This window comes from Amycolatopsis sp. WAC 01416 (genome assembly GCF_003947485.1).
Classification (GTDB): domain Bacteria; phylum Actinomycetota; class Actinomycetes; order Mycobacteriales; family Pseudonocardiaceae; genus Amycolatopsis.
Map to the genome: position 1 here is coordinate 493,610 of NZ_QHHX01000005.1, position 14,652 is coordinate 508,261.

The following is a 14,652-nucleotide window of genomic DNA, read 5'->3' on the forward strand; positions in this document are numbered from 1 at the left end:
CACGAACAAGCGGACTTCTTGCTAGGTTCGGGCCATGGAAAAGCCATTGGCAGGCAAGATCGCGTTGGTCGCCGGGGCGACCCGCGGGGCAGGCCGGGGAATTGCGGTCCAGCTGGGTGCCGCCGGGGCGACCGTTTACGTGACCGGCCGCAGTACGGGTTCCCGGCGGTCGGAAATGAATCGCCCGGAGACGATCGAGGAGACGGCGGCGCTCGTCGACGAAGCGGGCGGGCACGGGATCGCGATGGGTGTGGACCATTTGGCGGCAGACCAGGTACGCGAACTGGTGCAACGGATCGACGCCGAACAGGGCGCGCTGCACGTGCTGGTCAACGACATCTACGGCGCGCCCATCGAATGGGGCAAGACGGTCTGGGAGTCCACTTTGGACGTCGGACTGCGGACGCTGCGGCTCGCCATCGACACCCATGCCATCACCAGCCATTTCGCGCTTCCGCTGATGATCAGGAATCCGGGCGCGCTGGTCGTCGAGGTCAATGACGGAACGGCCGAGTACAACTCGGAGAACTACCGTGTTTCGTTCTTCTACGACCTCGCCAAGACCGCGGTGAACCGATGGCGTTCGCACTCGGCCACGAATTGGCACCGCATGGCGGTACCGTGGTGGCGGTCACCCCGGGCTGGTTGCGTTCCGAGGCGATGCTCGACGCTTATCAGGTGACCGAAGAGAATTGGCGGGACGCCACGAAGGTGCAGCCGCATTTCGCCATTTCTGAAAGCCCCGCGTTAGTCGGCAGAGCGGTCGCGGCACTGGCCGGTGACCCGGAAGTCGGCCGCTGGAACGGGAAATCGGTTTCCAGTGGTGAATTGGCGAAGGAATACGGATTCACCGACCTCGACGGCAGCCGTCCCGACTGCTGGCGCTATCTCGTCGAGGTCCAGGATCCCGGCAAGCCGGCGGACGTCACCGGCTACCGCTGAGCCTCCCGGCGCAGGAAGGGCGTGAGCAGACCGGGCGCGGCCTGTTCCGCCATCGCCAGCCCGGCCGACTCGCCGACGTCGACCACCTGGTAGCCGCCGCTGCCCGCCGCGATCGGGGCCGTCACGGTGATCAATCCGGCGCGGCGCTGGAAGAACGAGCGGCTGACGACGATTCCGGTGAGCCCTTCACGCCGGATCGCCACCGTCGCCCGCGCCAGTGAGCCGGAACGGCTGACCAGATACCGCCCGACGATCGCGTGGCCGAGATTGCGGTAGCGGTCCCAGCCCACGAGCGCGGCGAGCGGCACCAGGCCGAGCGCGACCTGCCACATCCACGACGGCAGGAAACCGATCCAGGCCAGGCCGGACAAGGCCGCCGCCAGGATCAGCACGCCACCCACCGCGCGGGTGAGCCGCCTGGTCAGCGCCCGTCGCGGATGCCGGTTCAACGGAACGGTGGCCGGGTCGAAGTTCTCCCGCAGCACCTCCGCCGCGACTTCGTGAACCCGGCCGACGGGCGCGGGCGGCAGCAGGAGCCCGCCCCCCTTGTCCCCGCCCTTGCCCTCGCGCAGTCCGCCCGCGATCGCGGTGAGCCGGGCTCCGCCCGCGATCCGAAGCGGGAGCGGTTCCTTCACCTCGACGCCGCGAAGCCGTTCTTCCTCGATGGACACCGAACGCGTCGTGATCAGGCCGCGCCGGACGTGCAGAGTGCCTTCCGGCTCCCGGGTGAGCTTGAAGTTCCAGAACGAGAGCACGTAGCCGCCGACGGAAAGCAGTGAGACCACCACGAGCAGGGCCACCGCCGCGACGACCACGATCAGCCACACCGCCGTATTCGCCAGGTCGTCCACGAGGTCCCGCAGCGGTCCGACGTTCTCCGGGGCGATGTTCAGCTGGTGCGCGAAATGCCAGACGGCGGCGAACACGGCGCCCACCACGGCGAGCCCGGACAGGGTGAACGGCGCGTACCGCACCCACTTCCGGTCGACCTCCGCGACGACCTGTTCCGGCGGTGGCGGCGTGGCCTCGGCTTCCGCGAGGACTTCCTTGCGGTGCAAAAGAACCGTGCGCAGCCGGTGTGCTTCGGCCTGGCTGACCGCATCGAGCACCAGCTGGTCGCCCTGGCCCGCGGAATGCCGTCCGGTGCCGATGCGCACGGCGCTGAGGGAGAACAGGCGGTGCTTCGGTTCCGAGGTGACGTCGACCGTGCGCACCCGGTCCAGCGGGATCGCGCGATGCTTGCGCAGCAACAGACCCGTGGTCCATTCCACCTGGCCGCCGGCGATGCGGTACCGCGAAGTGAGCACGTGCGAGACGCCGACGAGCACGGTCAGCGCGGTGACCCCCAGCCCGATCCACTCCCAGCCGTTGCCCCGGCCGAGGATCACCGTCCCGATCAGCACCGGCAGCGATTTGACGACGTCGAGCACCGGCCGGATCAGCAGCATCCGGCGATCGAGCCGGCGCCACCGGCCGACGGCGACCTCCGCGGCTTCCGGCGGTGCCTCGGTGCTCATGTCGCGTCACCGGGAGTGGCCTGCGTGGTCCTCGTGAGCTCCGCGGCCAGCGCCAGCGCTTCGGTGTGGTCGAGACCGGCGATCTTGACCGGGCCCGCGGCCGACGCCGTCGTCACGGTGATCTTCGCCAGCCGGAACAGCTGCTCGACCGGGTCCCGCTCGATGTCGACGGTCTGGATCCGCGAGATCGGCGCGATCCGCCAGTCCTGTTTGAGCCAGCCTTCCTGGGTGTAGACGGCCTCGCCGGTGACCTCCCAGCGGTGGATCCGGTAGCGCCACTGCGGCATGACCAGCAGATGCAGCGGCGCGAGCACACACGAGAGCGTGAGCGTCACCGTGAGCCACGTCGGTGCGTCGTCACTCGTGAGGACGAACACCGTCTGGACGCCGATGAGCACCGCCCAGCCGACCGCGGCCCACACCGTCCAGTAGCCGATGGCGCGACGGCTCACCCGATTGGCGGGCGGGCGCAGGCTGAGCGTCTCTTGTGTCACCCCTCCACCCTGCACCACCTCCGTGCGGACCGCCCACGACAGCTGTCACGGACCGATAGGATCCAGGCCACCGTCGGCGGAATGGATACCCCCTATCGGGGCGTTCCACCTGTAGACGGTCGTACCCACGAAACCTGGAGGATCTGGTGGCGCTGGACCCGGAAGACCTGTACGAGGTGGACTCGGACGTCCCTGACCTCGGCGGGGCCGTGCTCCTGCACTACTTCGACGGGTTCATGGACGCCGGTTCGGCGGGCAAGCTCGTCGCCGAGCACCTGCTGAACTCCTTCGAGCACCGCGTGGTCGCGCGCTTCGACGTCGACCGCCTCATCGACTACCGCTCGCGCCGCCCCGCGATGACCTACTCCATCGACCACTGGGAGGACTACGACGCTCCCGAGCTGGTCGTCAACCTCCTGCATGACGCCGACGGCGTGCCGTTCCTGCTGCTCACCGGGCCGGAACCGGACCACGACTGGGAGCGGTTCTGCGCGGCCGTGCGCGGACTGGTCGAACGCTGGGACGTCCGGCTCACCACCGGTTTCCACGGCATCCCGATGGGCGCGCCGCACACCCGCCCGCTCGGCGTGACCGCGCACGCGACCAGGAACGAACTGGTCGGCGAACACCGCCCGCTGCCCAACCGGATGCAGGTGCCGGGCAGCATCGCCGGGCTGCTGGAGTTCCGGTTCGGCGAGTGGGGGCACGACGCGTCGGGCTTCGCCGCGCACGTGCCGCACTACCTGGCGGACTCGACGTACCCGAGCGCCGCGCTGAACCTGCTCGGCGCCGTCGCCTCGGCGACCGGGCTGAACCTGCCGGACGGGGACCTGCGGGAAGCCTCGCACGAGGCGGAGGCCGAGATCGCCCGCCAGGTCGCCGGCTCGGAGAAGGTCGCCGACGTCGTGCGCGCGCTGGAACAGCAGTACGACACGTTCATGGAGGCGTCCGGCAAGGAGAGCCTGCTCGCGGAGTCGGTCGAGCACATGCCGACCGCCGAGGAGCTGGGCAGCCAGTTCGAGCGGTTCCTTGCCGAGCAGAACGGCGGGGAGACGCCGGAGCGCTGAGCGCCTGTCCGTGAAGGCCTCCTTGAGGGACTCTGGGTCCCTCAAGGAGGCCTTCATTTGTGTGCCTACGTCTGACCTGCGGGTTGGCGGGTGGGTCGTGAGGTGATGTCACCACCAGGTCGATGGACGTCGCGCGTGATTGAAGGCGGAACTCGCGTGTTTAAACGCGGAACTCGCGTGTTTAAACGCGGAACTCGCGTGATTGGAGGCCGATCTCGCCCGTGACCGGGTCGGCCGTGAGTTCCGCTTCCAATCACGCGAGTTCCGCTTCCAATCACGCGTGTCACGCCTAAGGCCACACGACGACCAAGGGGATCTCAGAGCGCGAGCCCCGAGTAGTGGGTAAGCAAATGCGGTGTCCCCCAGGAGGCCTTCATGGACTTCGGTGATCACCGCGTTCGCCCCACGGGAACCAGCAGTCACAACCAGTGGTCCGTGGGGATGTCGTGAAGGGCCCCTTTGAGACCTTCAACGTCTCAAAGGGGCCCTTCACGACATACGAGTTCGACGCCGGGCCGTCGGAAGCACTGAGACAGCCGCCCGCTCACTCTCGCCACTCACGACGCGGTCAGTGATCGACGGCCACCATCGCCCGCGAATGCTTCGGCCGTTCGATCTCGTCGACGAGCGCGACCGCGAGATCCGCGTACGAGAACGGCGCCGCGTCCTCCGCGCGCGGCAGTACCCGGTGGTCTCCGCTGCGGTACTCGCCCGTGCGGTCGGCGTGTTCGTCGAGCATCGCAGGCGGCGGCGCGATGATCACCCAGTCGAGTCCGCCGCCGGACGTACGGAGGACCTCCAGTTCCGCCGTGTGCCCGAGCGAGAACTCGCGGTGCTCCGGTGGCCAGCCCGGCTGGTCGTGGAACGCGAGGCCCGGCGCGATCTCCAACGCCGATCCGACGCCGACGACGACCAGTCTCGCGACACCGGCCCGGCCGAGGCCGTCGATCAACGCGTGCGCGGCGGCCGGGTAGTACTCCCGCGACGGGAGGTCCGCGCGGTAGACGGAACTGATCGCGGCGTCGTGCCCGGCGGCGGCTTTCGCGACGTCGTCCGCGACCGTGACGTCGGCGGCGATCAAGGTGACGTTGTCCCCGGCGAGGTCCGCGTGGCGCCGGGGATCGCGGACGGCGGCGGTGACCTGGTGCCCGCGGCTCACGGCTTCGGCGACGGCTCGGCGTCCTCCGCGTCCGCCTGCCCCGAAGATGACGATCCTGCTCATCGTGCTCCCTTTTCCCTTGCCGGTATCCGATCACCGGCGGCGAACGCGATGCTAGGAGCGCACCCCTCGGTTACCGCAACGAAACCGACCCCGGGTGTTCTGCACCCGTTCACCCGAACGGTGATGGTGTACCGTCCCGGAATGCGTCACCTGGTACCCCATTCAGCACTGAAGACCTTGGGCCGATCGGCCCGCGGCACACTCGGCCGGGGCCTGCACCGGCTCGCCCGGCGATTCCACGATCCGTATACGGAGGAACTGGAACGGGTCGCCGCGGAACTGCGCGCGGAGATCGTCCGGCAAGGGGATCGCTGTTTCGATCGGGTCGTCGAGTTCGAAATCCGAAGCCGCCGCGACATCATCTACGCGGGTGATCAGGACGCGGCGCGGGACAGCAATCGGTTCGCTCGCGAGCAGCTGACCGGCACCCGGCACTTCGCGCGTCCACAGGAGACTCTCGCGTACGCGCTTTCCCTTGCCCCGTCAGGAGGGATGGCCCTCGAATTCGGCGTCGCGAGCGGGAACACACTGCGGGTGATCGCCAAGGCACGCGGCGGTGTCGAGACCTACGGGTTCGACTGGTTCCAAGGCCTGCCGGAGAACTGGCTCAACGGGATGCCCGCCGGTTCGTTCGCACGCGACGACCTGCCGGACGTCCCCGGCGCCGAACTCGTCGTCGGTCTTTTCGCCGACACGCTTCCCGGCTTTCTCGAACGGCACGACGGCGTCGTCGATTTCCTTCATGTGGACGGCGACCTGTACAGCTCGGCGAAAACCGTACTCGATCTGGCGGGCCCGCGCCTGCGGCCCGGCAGCATCGTGCATTTCGACGAATTCTTCAATTATCCCGGTTGGCAGCGGCACGAGCACAAGGCGTGGCTGGAATACGTCGAGCGCACCGGCACCCGATTCGAATACGTGGCTTACACGTACGCCGACAACCAGGTCACCGCGCGGATCACCGGCTAAAGCAGTTCGCGCACTTCGATCGTCCCGATCGCGGCCCAGGGATGGGTTCTCGCCGCCTCGACGGCTTGTTCGCGGGTTTCGCATTCGATGATGTTGATGCCGCCGATCTGTTCCTTCGTCTCGGCGAACGGCCCGTCGGTGAGCAGTGCCTCGCCGCCGCGGACGCGGACGGTCGTCGCCGACTCGGGCGGCCGCAGGCCCATCCCGTTGAGGCGCAGGCCGCGTCGCGTCATCTCCTCGCCCCAGGCGCGGCAAGGCTCGGTGATGTCCGTTTCGAGCGGGTCGTCGCCGACGCTTCCGCACAGCATGAGCAGGTAGCGCACCGTTCCTCCTAGTCGGTCAGTCCGTCTTCGTAGGCGCGCAGGGTGTCGATGAACGTGCGCCGTTCGGCCGAGGTCAGCGGTGCGAGCGCCTTCTGCCAGGCGCGGGCGCCCTGCGCGAGCCAGCCGTCGATCGCGGGCCGCATCCGTTCGCTGATGGCGACGATCCGCCGCCGTCGGTCCGCCTCGTCCTCGCGCCGGTCGAGCACGTCCTTCTTGGTCAGTTCGCCGACCATGAGGCTCACCGTGGTCGGGGCGACCTCGAGTCGTTCGGCCAGTTCGTTCACCGTCATCGGCCCGTCGAAGAGCAGGTACGACAACAGCGACAAGTGACGCGGAGCCAGCGACAGCGACTGGAGTTCTTCGGGGATCTTGAGCCGCTTCGCGCGGCCGACCATGCGTGGCATGAGCAGCAGCAAGGCCCGCACGGCGTCGTCGACTTCCATGTCCTCGGTTGACACCGGACACCCTCCTGGATACCTTTGCAAGCAAAGAGGCTTTGCTTGCAAAGCAAAATGGCTTTCTCGATGATGTTACCTGGGGAGTACCGTTGCTGATGACCACCGCGGACGCCGGAACCGGCCGTCCCCGCACTGTCGACGTCGACTGCCGCCGCTCCGGGAGCCGGTATCTGGCGTACGCGCCGGACGTCGATTCGCCTTGGTACCAAGACCTCCTTGTCAGTCCACAAGCGACACTCGAGATCGACGGGGTCCCGCACGCCGCGCGGGCCGTGCCGCTCGAAGGCGAGGAGCGCGGTGTCGCGCTGCACCTGCTGGAAGTCGACGCCGCCCGCGGCCGGGCGATAGCCGATCAGCTGCTCGTCCATCACGGTGAACTCCGCAAGACGCTGGCGGCCGCGCGAGCCGAACTCGACGGCGAGCGGTTCACGGGCCGACCGGTCCTGCGGCGCGAACTGCTCGGCCATTGCGTGACGTTCTGCAACGACCTGCGTATGCACCATCTCCGTGAGGACGGCGCGTTCACCGCGATCCAGAAGGCCCATCCCGGGCTCGCGCCGGCGTTGGACCGGCTGCGCCAGGAGCACGAAACCGTGTCCCGCGCACTGCGCGAACTCGACGAGTTGCTGCAGGGCAAGAGGGAAATCGAAAGTGCCGCTCTGCGCGAGGAGTTCGATCGGGTCGCGAACGGGTTGGAGGAGCATTTCGCCTACGAGGAGGCGAATCTGCTCCCCGCGCTCCGCGGTGACGGCACGACGTCGCCGTGACCAGGGAACACGCGGCGCGGTTACTCCGAGCGGGTGAGACCGTCGGGCCGCTCGGCCGGAGACGCCGGTAACGAATGCCGGTTCCTCGGCGACTGATCGTTGTCCGCACCGATCGGCGCGACGCCCCCGACCGGAACAGTGAGAACCGATGAAGCTTCGAAGAGCCTCACTTCTGTCTCTGGTGGCCGCGGTGGCCACGATCATGCTCGTGGCGCCCGCTTCCGCGAACGCGGCCCCGCCGACCAGTGCGGTGGAGGTCTCGCCGACCACTGTCCAACGTGGACAGACGTTCACCGTCACGCAGACCGTTTACAACGCCGACGCCACATCGACCATCGAAGGTGGCAAGGCGACGCTCTACGGCAAGGAATCCTCGCTGCCGGGCATCGTCGACCTGGTGTCCTGTCCCGGCGCGTTCGCCTGCGACATGCTCGGCGGCAGCATCCGCGGCGGGGTCGGCACCGTGACCCCCGGCCAGAGCAAGACCGTGGTGTTCACCTTCCGGGTCAAGGACGACGCCCCGCTGGGCAGCGTCACCTTGCAGCACCAGTTCGTCGGTGACAACTACAGTTTCGAGATCCTCGACGGACCCGTGCTGACCGTCACCGGCACGCCGAGCGCCGCCGATCTCGGTGTCACGCTGACCGCGTCGCCGCGCGGGATCCTGACGTCGTCGATCGAGTACACGGTCAAGGTCACGAACGCGGGCCCGGCCGCGGCGTCCGGGATCCGGGTGGTGTCGACCCTCGGCACCGGGCTGCGCTTCACCGGCTCGTCCACCTGCTCGAACCCGGGCGGCGCGAAGACCGTCAACTGCGATTTCTCGTCGCTCGCGTCCGGAGCCAGTGTGACGGCCAAGTTCTCGGTGGCCGCCGGACTGCTGTCCCTCGGGCAGGTCAAGACGACCGCGAAGATCACGCAGAGCTCCGTCGCCGACCCGAACGCGGCCAACGACGCGTCGACGTCGACCTGCACGGCTGTCACCGGGCTCCTGCTGAGCTGCTGACACACACGCGATTCGTCACCTGCTTGCGGGATGGGACCATCGCAAGTAGGTGACGAATTGCGTCAGCGCAGGCGTGCGGCGCGAGAGTGCAGATAGCGCTGTCGCGGCAGGCTCGTGGCACGTCGCGCGGCGTCCACATAGGACTCGACGGCCGCGGCGGTTTCCCCGGCCATCTCGAGCAGATGTGCTCGGGCGGCGTGGAAGCGATGGTCGCCGGAGATCCGGTCGCCGAGCTTTTCCAGCGCCGCCAGCCCTTCGCGCGGACCTCGCGCCATCCCGACGGCGACGGCGTGGTTCAGCGCCACCACGGGATTGTCGGAGAGCCGCAACAGAAGTGCATAGAGGGCCTCGATCTGCGGCCAGTCGGTCTCTTCGGCGCCCGGCGCCTCGTCGTGCAGTGCGGCGATCGCCGCCTGGATCTGGAACTGCCCGGTCGGCCCGTGCGGCAACGCCTCGGAAAGCAGCGCGACGCCCTCGGCGACGTACTCGGTGTTCCACCGGCTCCGGTCCTGTTCGGACATCGGGATCGGCGCGCCGTCCGGCCCCGTCCTCGCCGGGCGGCGCGCGTCGGTGAGCAGCATCAGCGCGAGCAGCCCGGTGACCTCGCTGTCGTCCGGCACCAGCCGGTGGACGATCCTGGTCAGCCGGATCGCTTCGGCGGAGAGATCGCTCCGCACCAGATCGGGGCCGGACGTGCTGGCGTAGCCCTCGTTGAAGATCAGGTACAGCACGTGGAGTACCGCGTCGAGCCGCGCGGCGCGGTCCGTCGCCGGTGGCATGCCGAACGGGACACCGCTGGACTTGATGCCGGACTTCGCGCGGGTGATCCGCCGCGTCATCGTCGCTTCGGGGACCAGGAACGCGCGGGCGATCTCCGCCGTGGTGAGGCCGCCGACCGCCCGCAGGGTCAGCGCGATCTGCGACGCCGGCGAGAGCGACGGATGACAGCACAGGAAGAGCAGGACGAGCGTGTCGTCCGAGTCGGCGGCCCGCCGGTCCGCCGAGGGGGCGAGCTGCTCTTCCGGCAACGCTCGTTGGACGACGGTGTCCTCCCGGCGGCGCCGCGCCTGCTCGGCGCGGAGCAGGTCGGTCAGCCGCCGTGAGGCGACGGTGATGAGCCAGGCGCGCGGATCGTCGGGCCGCCCGTCGGCGGGCCATTGCGTCGACGCCGCGAGCAGCGCCTCCTGTGTCGCGTCCTCCGCCAGGTCGAAATGCCCGTAGCGGCGGACGACGGCACCGAGGACCTGCGGCGACAGCTCGCGCAGCAGGCCCTCGATGCCACTGTCCGGCACTTACAGCTCCAGTTCTTCGAAGCTGTCGGCGCACGGCCGGATGTCGACGTACCAGTCGCGGCCGAGGTCGGTGCCTTCCGGATACGGGGTGGCCGCCAGCTTGGCCGCGATCTCGGTCGCGCGGTCGTAGCTCGCGCAGTCGACGGTCGTGTAACCGACCAGGACCTCCTGCGTCTCGGCATACGGTCCGTCGGTCACCACGGGCGCGCCGTCACGCAGGGAGATCCGGCGAGCGTGCGCCGGCTGGGAGAGGCCCTGCGCGTCGACGAACTCGCCGGACTCGACCAGGTCGTTGTTCCATTTGCCCATGAACTCGTGCAGGGCCGTGATGTCGTCGGCGCTCCAGCTGCCGCTGATGCTGTCCAGGTCCTTCTGCGACCCCATCATCATGATCATGTACTTCATGGCTTGCTCCTCTCGGCGGGCACCGCTTCGGTGCCTTCTGCCGGAGACGTCGGAGCCGCCGGACAGGACCGGACATCGATCGCTGGAGATTCTTCCTCAACCGCGGTCGGCGGCGGTGTTCATTGCTTCGGCCGGTTCGAGGGTCCGTCCGCCGGTGATCTTCGCGTAGAGGTGCGCGCCGCCGAGGACCGGCGGATACTTCGGCGGATTCTCGGCGGACCGGCAGGTCGGGAGGCATTCGAAACGCGCGTCGTGGTCGCCGTCGAAGAAGAAAGCCACGCTTCGCCGCTGTGACGGACCAGGCCCGGACGGCGGCACGACCCGGTGCAGGGTGGAACGCCAGCGGTCGTTGGTCCACTGCGCGGTGAGGTCGCCGAGGTTCACCACCAGCGCGCCCTCGGCGGGGATGACGTCGTGCCAGGTGCCGTCGGGGCCGTGGATCTGCAGGCCGGGGACGGGATCGGCGTAGAGGACGGTGACGATGCCGTAGTCGGTGTGCGCGCCGAGCCGCATCTGCCCCGGGAGTGGTTCGGGTGCGCCGGCGCGGCGCTCGAAGTGGTCGACCCGTAGGGTGCGCGTCGGATGCCGCGTGTACGCGCCGAGGTACCCGTCCGGGAGCCCGAGCGCCTTCTCGAAGATCTCCAGCAGTACTCGTGCGACGCGGTGCGCTTCGGCCTCGTACTCGGTGAGGGCCGTTTGAAGGGACTTCGGCAGCTCAGGCCAGATGTTGGGGGCGAAGAAGCCGTACGGATCCTCACCGTCGATCTCCTCCGCGCCGATGACGAACGACTCCGACAGGTCAGGCGGTGTCGTCTCGCCGAGGCTGTACGCCAGCCCTTCGGTGCCTTCGGCCGCGTACCCGCGATCCGAGGCGCGGTCGGCAGGCGCGGACCGGAGCTTCTCCTCGACAGGGAGCGCGAAGAAGGCAGCGGTCGCTTCGCGCATGTCGTCGATCGTCGCCTGTGGGATGCCGTGCCCGACGACCTGGAGGAATCCGACGCGCGTCAGGGCCTCGTCGACGGTGTGCGCGAGTTCCGCGCGGTCACCGTCGTTCCAGCTGCTCAGGTCGACCGTCGGTACGAGAGTCATCATGTGACGGTAGCCCGCGCCGGGTGCCGCGCAAGCCCGCCGAACACAGCAGACCGAGGAGCAGCACACCGACCGGAAGCAGGAAGGCGGTCTTGACCGCGTCCGTGAGCGCCGCCCCGGTGATCTGTGCGGCCAGCTCCCGTGCCTGGCCGGCGACATCGGACGGCAGGTCCGCCGGGACCGCGGGGGAGCCGCCGAACTCGGTGGCGGCGGCCGCGGACCCGGCCTCACCGGTGAAGCCGCTGACGAAGCGCTGCCGGAATTCGGCGGGCAGCGCGGCCGCCGCCTCGTTCGCCCGGACGGGCATCGAAGCACTGGTCTGTGCCTGCAGCAGCACGCCGACGGCCGCGCCGCCGAGCACCCCGCCGACCTGGCGAGCGGTGTTGAAGATGCCCGACGCGCTGCCGACCAGCGAACGGCCGACCGAGTTGATGGTCACGTTGTTCATCGGGGAGAAGGTGAAGCCGACACCGAGACCGCAGAGCAGCAGCGCGGGGATCAGGGCCTGCGGCGAACTCGCCGGGATGATCACCAGCGAGAGGACGCAGAGGCCGCCGGACAGGGAGAGCAACCCGGACATCAACAGGTACTTGGGATTCACCCGGTCCGACAGCCGTCCGGCGAACGGCGCGACACCGCCGGACACCAAGGCGAGCGGCGCGATGAGCAGGCCGGCTTCGGCCGGGGACAGGCCGAGTACCGACTGCACGTAGATGACGAGCAGCAGGAGCATGCTGGTCATCGCGAAGCCGACCGCCACCGCGGACGCGGTCCCCAGCGAGAAGTCGCGGTGCCGGAAGATCCGCAACGGCAGCAGCGGTTCGCGGCGGTTGACGAGTTGCCACAGGACGAAACCGCCCAGCAGCAGCACTCCGGCCACGATGATGTCGAAGATCGAGATCCCGGCGCCGACCGTGCCCCAGCCGTAGGTCTGTCCATTTTGGATACCGAAGACGACGCAGACGAGACCCGCGCCGAAGAGCAGGATGCCGGGAACGTCGAACCGGTGCGAATTCCCCGGCCGCCAGTCGGGGACGAGGACGAGGGTGAGCACCAGCGCGACCAGCCCGACCGGAACGTTCGCGAAGAAGATCCACTCCCAGCCGAAGTTGTCGACGAGTACGCCGCCCAGCACCGGGCCGGCGATCATGGCGAGGCCGGCGACACTGCCCCACGCGCCCATCGCCGGACCGCGTTCGTCCGGCTGGAACAAATGCGTGATGAAGGCCGTGGTCTGCGGGGTCAGCAACGCGGCGCCGAAACCCTGTACCGCGCGGGCGACGATCAGCGTTTCCACGTCGCCGGAAAGCCCGCACCACAACGAGGCCGCGGTGAACACCAGCAGACCGGCGACGAAGACGCGCTTCGGCCCGAACCGGTCACCCAGCCTGCTGGCGGGCAGGATCGGGACGGCGTAGGCGAGCAGGTACACGCTGGTCACCCAGATCACCGCGGTCAGGTCGGTGCCGAGTTCGCGCACCATCGAAGGCACCGCGATGTTCACGATGCTGATGTCCAGCATGACCATGAAGAAACCCAGGCACAGTGCGAAAAGCGCGGACCAGGACTTGGTTCGCTTCGGCATCCGTCCTCCTGTTCCCGACGCCGGAGGGGTGGGACGACGAGCAAGGCCACTCGTCGTCCACCCCGGGATCACCCTGCTTGCCGCACCATGCCGACGGTGCGGGGCAACGGCTTCCTGGTGCCGTCCGGACGGCCGATGCCCTGATACGAGAGCCCCGCCCTGGCCACGGCGACCGGGTCGAGGAGGTTCCGGGTGTCGATGACGGCCCGGCCGTCGAGCCGGTCGGCGATCCGCGACCAGTCGAGGGCGCGGAACTCCGGCCATTCGGTCAGCAGCACGATCGCGGCCGCGCCCTTCGCGGCGTGATAGGCGGTGCCGGTGATCCGCACGTTGTCGGTCACGCCCGCCACCGGCGCGTGGACGCTGGGGTCGTAGCCGGACAGGTCCGCGCCTTCGGCGGCCAGCCGGGCCGCGATCGCCAGCGCCGGGGAATCCCGCAGATCGTCCGTCCCGGCCTTGAACGTCAGGCCGAGCAGGCCGATCCGGGTACCGGCGAGGTTGCCGCCGACGGCCTTGCGCACCTTGTCCACCACCAGATCCTGCTGCTTCAGGTTGGTCTCGATCGCCGCCCGCAGCAGGGCGAAGTCACTGCCCGCGGATTCCGCGATGTGCAGCAGCGCGAAAGTGTCCTTCGGCAGGCAAGAGCCGCCCCAGCCCGGCCCCGGCCGCAGGAACGACTTGCCGATCCGCGCGTCGTACCCCATCCCGGCCGTCACGTCGTCGACGTTCGCGTCGAGGTACTCGCAGAGCTCGGCGACGGTGTTCACAAAGGACAGACGCGTCGCCAGGTAGCAGTTGGACGCGTACTTGATCATCTCCGCGCTGGCGGAATCCGTCACCAGGACGGCGGTGTCGAGCTTCTCGTACAGATCGGCGACGCGGCGGGCGGAGACCGGGTCACGATCGGCCGAGCCGACCACGATCCGGTCGGGGTTCAGGAAGTCGTGGACCGCGAACCCCTCACGCAGGAATTCGGGATTGGACACGACCGCCACATCGGCGCGGTCGATCAGGCCGGCGACGCGGGCCGCCGTGCCGACGGGAACCGTCGACTTGTTCACCACGACGCAGCCGGTCGGCAGCAGATCCCGCACCTCGGTCACGACGGACTCCAGCGTGGTCAGATCCGCCGCGCCGGTGACGCTCATCGGCGTCGGCACGCAAAGGATGACGATGTCCGCCCCGGCCGCAGCCGCGCTCGCGCCGAGCACGAAGTCCAGCCGCCCGGACGCCAGCCCATCCACCACCAGTTCGCAGATACCCGGTTCCCTGATGGTCGCCTCACCGCGCCGCAACGCGTCGACCTTCTCCTGGTCGACGTCCGCGCAGACGACCTGATGCCCCAAGGACGAGAGGCACGCGGCCGTCGTGAGACCGACATAGCCCGCGCCGATCACGGCGACCTTGGCCCCCGATGTTGAACCCATTCTCTTCACCCTCCAGTTTTTCGATGCCATCGGGCAGGACGGAGCCGCCCTGCCCGATGGCATCGCGAGATACGGATTTCGTGCTCAGC

The 14,652-nt window shown here is 68.8% G+C and carries 14 protein-coding genes and 1 pseudogene; 5 read left to right on the top strand and 10 right to left on the bottom strand.

Translation table 11 applies throughout. The annotated features are described in order from the left end of the window. The first annotated feature begins 34 nt into the window (after positions 1-34). Positions 35-942 (top strand): annotated as a pseudogene (locus DL990_RS19535) (SDR family oxidoreductase). Here DL990_RS19535 and DL990_RS19540 read toward each other — a convergent pair. Both DL990_RS19540 and DL990_RS19545 read right to left on the bottom strand, forming a co-directional pair. Next, on the bottom strand, positions 933-2,459 hold the full coding sequence (locus DL990_RS19540) for a PH domain-containing protein (protein ID WP_125799486.1): 1,527 nt from the start codon (positions 2,457-2,459) through the stop codon (positions 933-935). The pseudogene DL990_RS19535 and the gene DL990_RS19540 sit on opposite strands and share 10 nt — an antisense overlap. Then, a complete protein-coding gene (locus tag DL990_RS19545; protein WP_199746516.1) occupies positions 2,456-2,995 on the bottom strand; it encodes a PH domain-containing protein in 540 nt (179 codons plus the stop codon). Before DL990_RS19545 ends, DL990_RS19540 begins: the two co-directional genes overlap by 4 nt. A gap of 104 nt (positions 2,996-3,099) precedes the next feature. Between DL990_RS19545 and DL990_RS19550 the strand changes: the two genes are divergently transcribed. Beyond that, a complete protein-coding gene (locus DL990_RS19550; RefSeq protein WP_125799487.1) occupies positions 3,100-4,020 on the top strand; it encodes a proteasome assembly chaperone family protein in 921 nt (306 codons plus the stop codon). 568 nt (positions 4,021-4,588) lie between these two features. Here DL990_RS19550 and DL990_RS19555 read toward each other — a convergent pair. Next, positions 4,589-5,242 (bottom strand): NAD(P)-dependent oxidoreductase, encoded by a 654-nt coding sequence (locus tag DL990_RS19555; RefSeq protein ID WP_125799488.1) that lies wholly within the window; start codon positions 5,240-5,242, stop codon positions 4,589-4,591. Between the two features lie 141 nt (positions 5,243-5,383). On the opposite strand from DL990_RS19555, the gene DL990_RS19560 reads away from it, so the two are divergent. Continuing rightward, on the top strand, positions 5,384-6,211 hold the full coding sequence (locus DL990_RS19560; protein ID WP_233620515.1) for a class I SAM-dependent methyltransferase: 828 nt from the start codon (positions 5,384-5,386) through the stop codon (positions 6,209-6,211). On the opposite strand, the gene DL990_RS19565 is transcribed toward DL990_RS19560, so the two are convergent. Then, positions 6,208-6,534, bottom strand: a complete 327-nt coding sequence (locus DL990_RS19565; protein WP_125799489.1) for a YciI family protein — start codon at positions 6,532-6,534, stop codon at positions 6,208-6,210. The genes DL990_RS19560 and DL990_RS19565 overlap by 4 nt on opposite strands. Positions 6,535-6,542: 8 nt before the next feature. Beyond that, a complete protein-coding gene (locus DL990_RS19570) occupies positions 6,543-6,977 on the bottom strand; it encodes a MarR family transcriptional regulator (RefSeq protein ID WP_125799635.1) in 435 nt (144 codons plus the stop codon). Positions 6,978-7,087: 110 nt separating this feature from the next. Here DL990_RS19570 and DL990_RS19575 point away from each other — a divergent pair, with 110 nt between their 5' ends. After that, positions 7,088-7,759, top strand: coding sequence for a hemerythrin domain-containing protein (locus DL990_RS19575; protein ID WP_125799490.1), 672 nt, complete (start codon positions 7,088-7,090; stop codon positions 7,757-7,759). A gap of 148 nt (positions 7,760-7,907) precedes the next feature. Further along, positions 7,908-8,765 carry a hypothetical protein gene (locus tag DL990_RS19580; RefSeq protein WP_233620516.1) on the top strand — a complete coding sequence of 286 codons (858 nt, stop codon included), beginning with the start codon at positions 7,908-7,910 and terminating at the stop codon, positions 8,763-8,765. Positions 8,766-8,827: 62 nt separating this feature from the next. Here the strand turns inward: DL990_RS19580 and DL990_RS19585 are convergent, their stop codons facing one another. The 5 genes from DL990_RS19585 to DL990_RS19605 form a co-directional block, all read right to left on the bottom strand. Then, complete coding sequence (locus DL990_RS19585; RefSeq protein ID WP_125799491.1) at positions 8,828-10,057, bottom strand: RNA polymerase sigma factor; 1,230 nt, start codon at positions 10,055-10,057, stop codon at positions 8,828-8,830. Continuing rightward, entirely contained in the window at positions 10,058-10,462 is a 405-nt protein-coding gene (locus DL990_RS19590) for a YciI family protein (protein ID WP_125799492.1), read from the bottom strand. A 96-nt stretch (positions 10,463-10,558) separates the two neighbouring features. Next, positions 10,559-11,551 carry an isopenicillin N synthase family oxygenase gene (locus DL990_RS19595; protein ID WP_125799493.1) on the bottom strand — a complete coding sequence of 331 codons (993 nt, stop codon included), beginning with the start codon at positions 11,549-11,551 and terminating at the stop codon, positions 10,559-10,561. After that, on the bottom strand, positions 11,505-13,136 hold the full coding sequence (locus DL990_RS19600; protein WP_125788498.1) for an MFS transporter: 1,632 nt from the start codon (positions 13,134-13,136) through the stop codon (positions 11,505-11,507). The genes DL990_RS19595 and DL990_RS19600 overlap by 47 nt, the downstream gene beginning before the upstream one ends. Before the next feature lie 68 nt (positions 13,137-13,204). After that, the gene (locus DL990_RS19605) at positions 13,205-14,563 is read right to left on the bottom strand and encodes a UDP-glucose/GDP-mannose dehydrogenase family protein (protein ID WP_125799494.1); all 1,359 of its coding nucleotides are present in this window, start codon (positions 14,561-14,563) and stop codon (positions 13,205-13,207) included. Positions 14,564-14,652: the final 89 nt, after the last annotated feature.

Coding starts and splice junctions, on each gene's coding strand:
- DL990_RS19595 (WP_125799493.1), bottom strand. CDS start 11,551: ATGACTCTCGTACCGACGGTCGACCTGAGCAGCTGGAACGACGGTGAC.
- DL990_RS19600 (WP_125788498.1), bottom strand. CDS start 13,136: ATGCCGAAGCGAACCAAGTCCTGGTCCGCGCTTTTCGCACTGTGCCTG.
- DL990_RS19555 (WP_125799488.1), bottom strand. CDS start 5,242: ATGAGCAGGATCGTCATCTTCGGGGCAGGCGGACGCGGAGGACGCCGA.
- DL990_RS19575 (WP_125799490.1), top strand. CDS start 7,088: ATGACCACCGCGGACGCCGGAACCGGCCGTCCCCGCACTGTCGACGTC.
- DL990_RS19590 (WP_125799492.1), bottom strand. CDS start 10,462: ATGAAGTACATGATCATGATGATGGGGTCGCAGAAGGACCTGGACAGC.
- DL990_RS19570 (WP_125799635.1), bottom strand. CDS start 6,977: ATGGAAGTCGACGACGCCGTGCGGGCCTTGCTGCTGCTCATGCCACGC.
- DL990_RS19605 (WP_125799494.1), bottom strand. CDS start 14,563: ATGGGTTCAACATCGGGGGCCAAGGTCGCCGTGATCGGCGCGGGCTAT.
- DL990_RS19580 (WP_233620516.1), top strand. CDS start 7,908: ATGAAGCTTCGAAGAGCCTCACTTCTGTCTCTGGTGGCCGCGGTGGCC.
- DL990_RS19560 (WP_233620515.1), top strand. CDS start 5,384: ATGCGTCACCTGGTACCCCATTCAGCACTGAAGACCTTGGGCCGATCG.
- DL990_RS19540 (WP_125799486.1), bottom strand. CDS start 2,459: ATGAGCACCGAGGCACCGCCGGAAGCCGCGGAGGTCGCCGTCGGCCGG.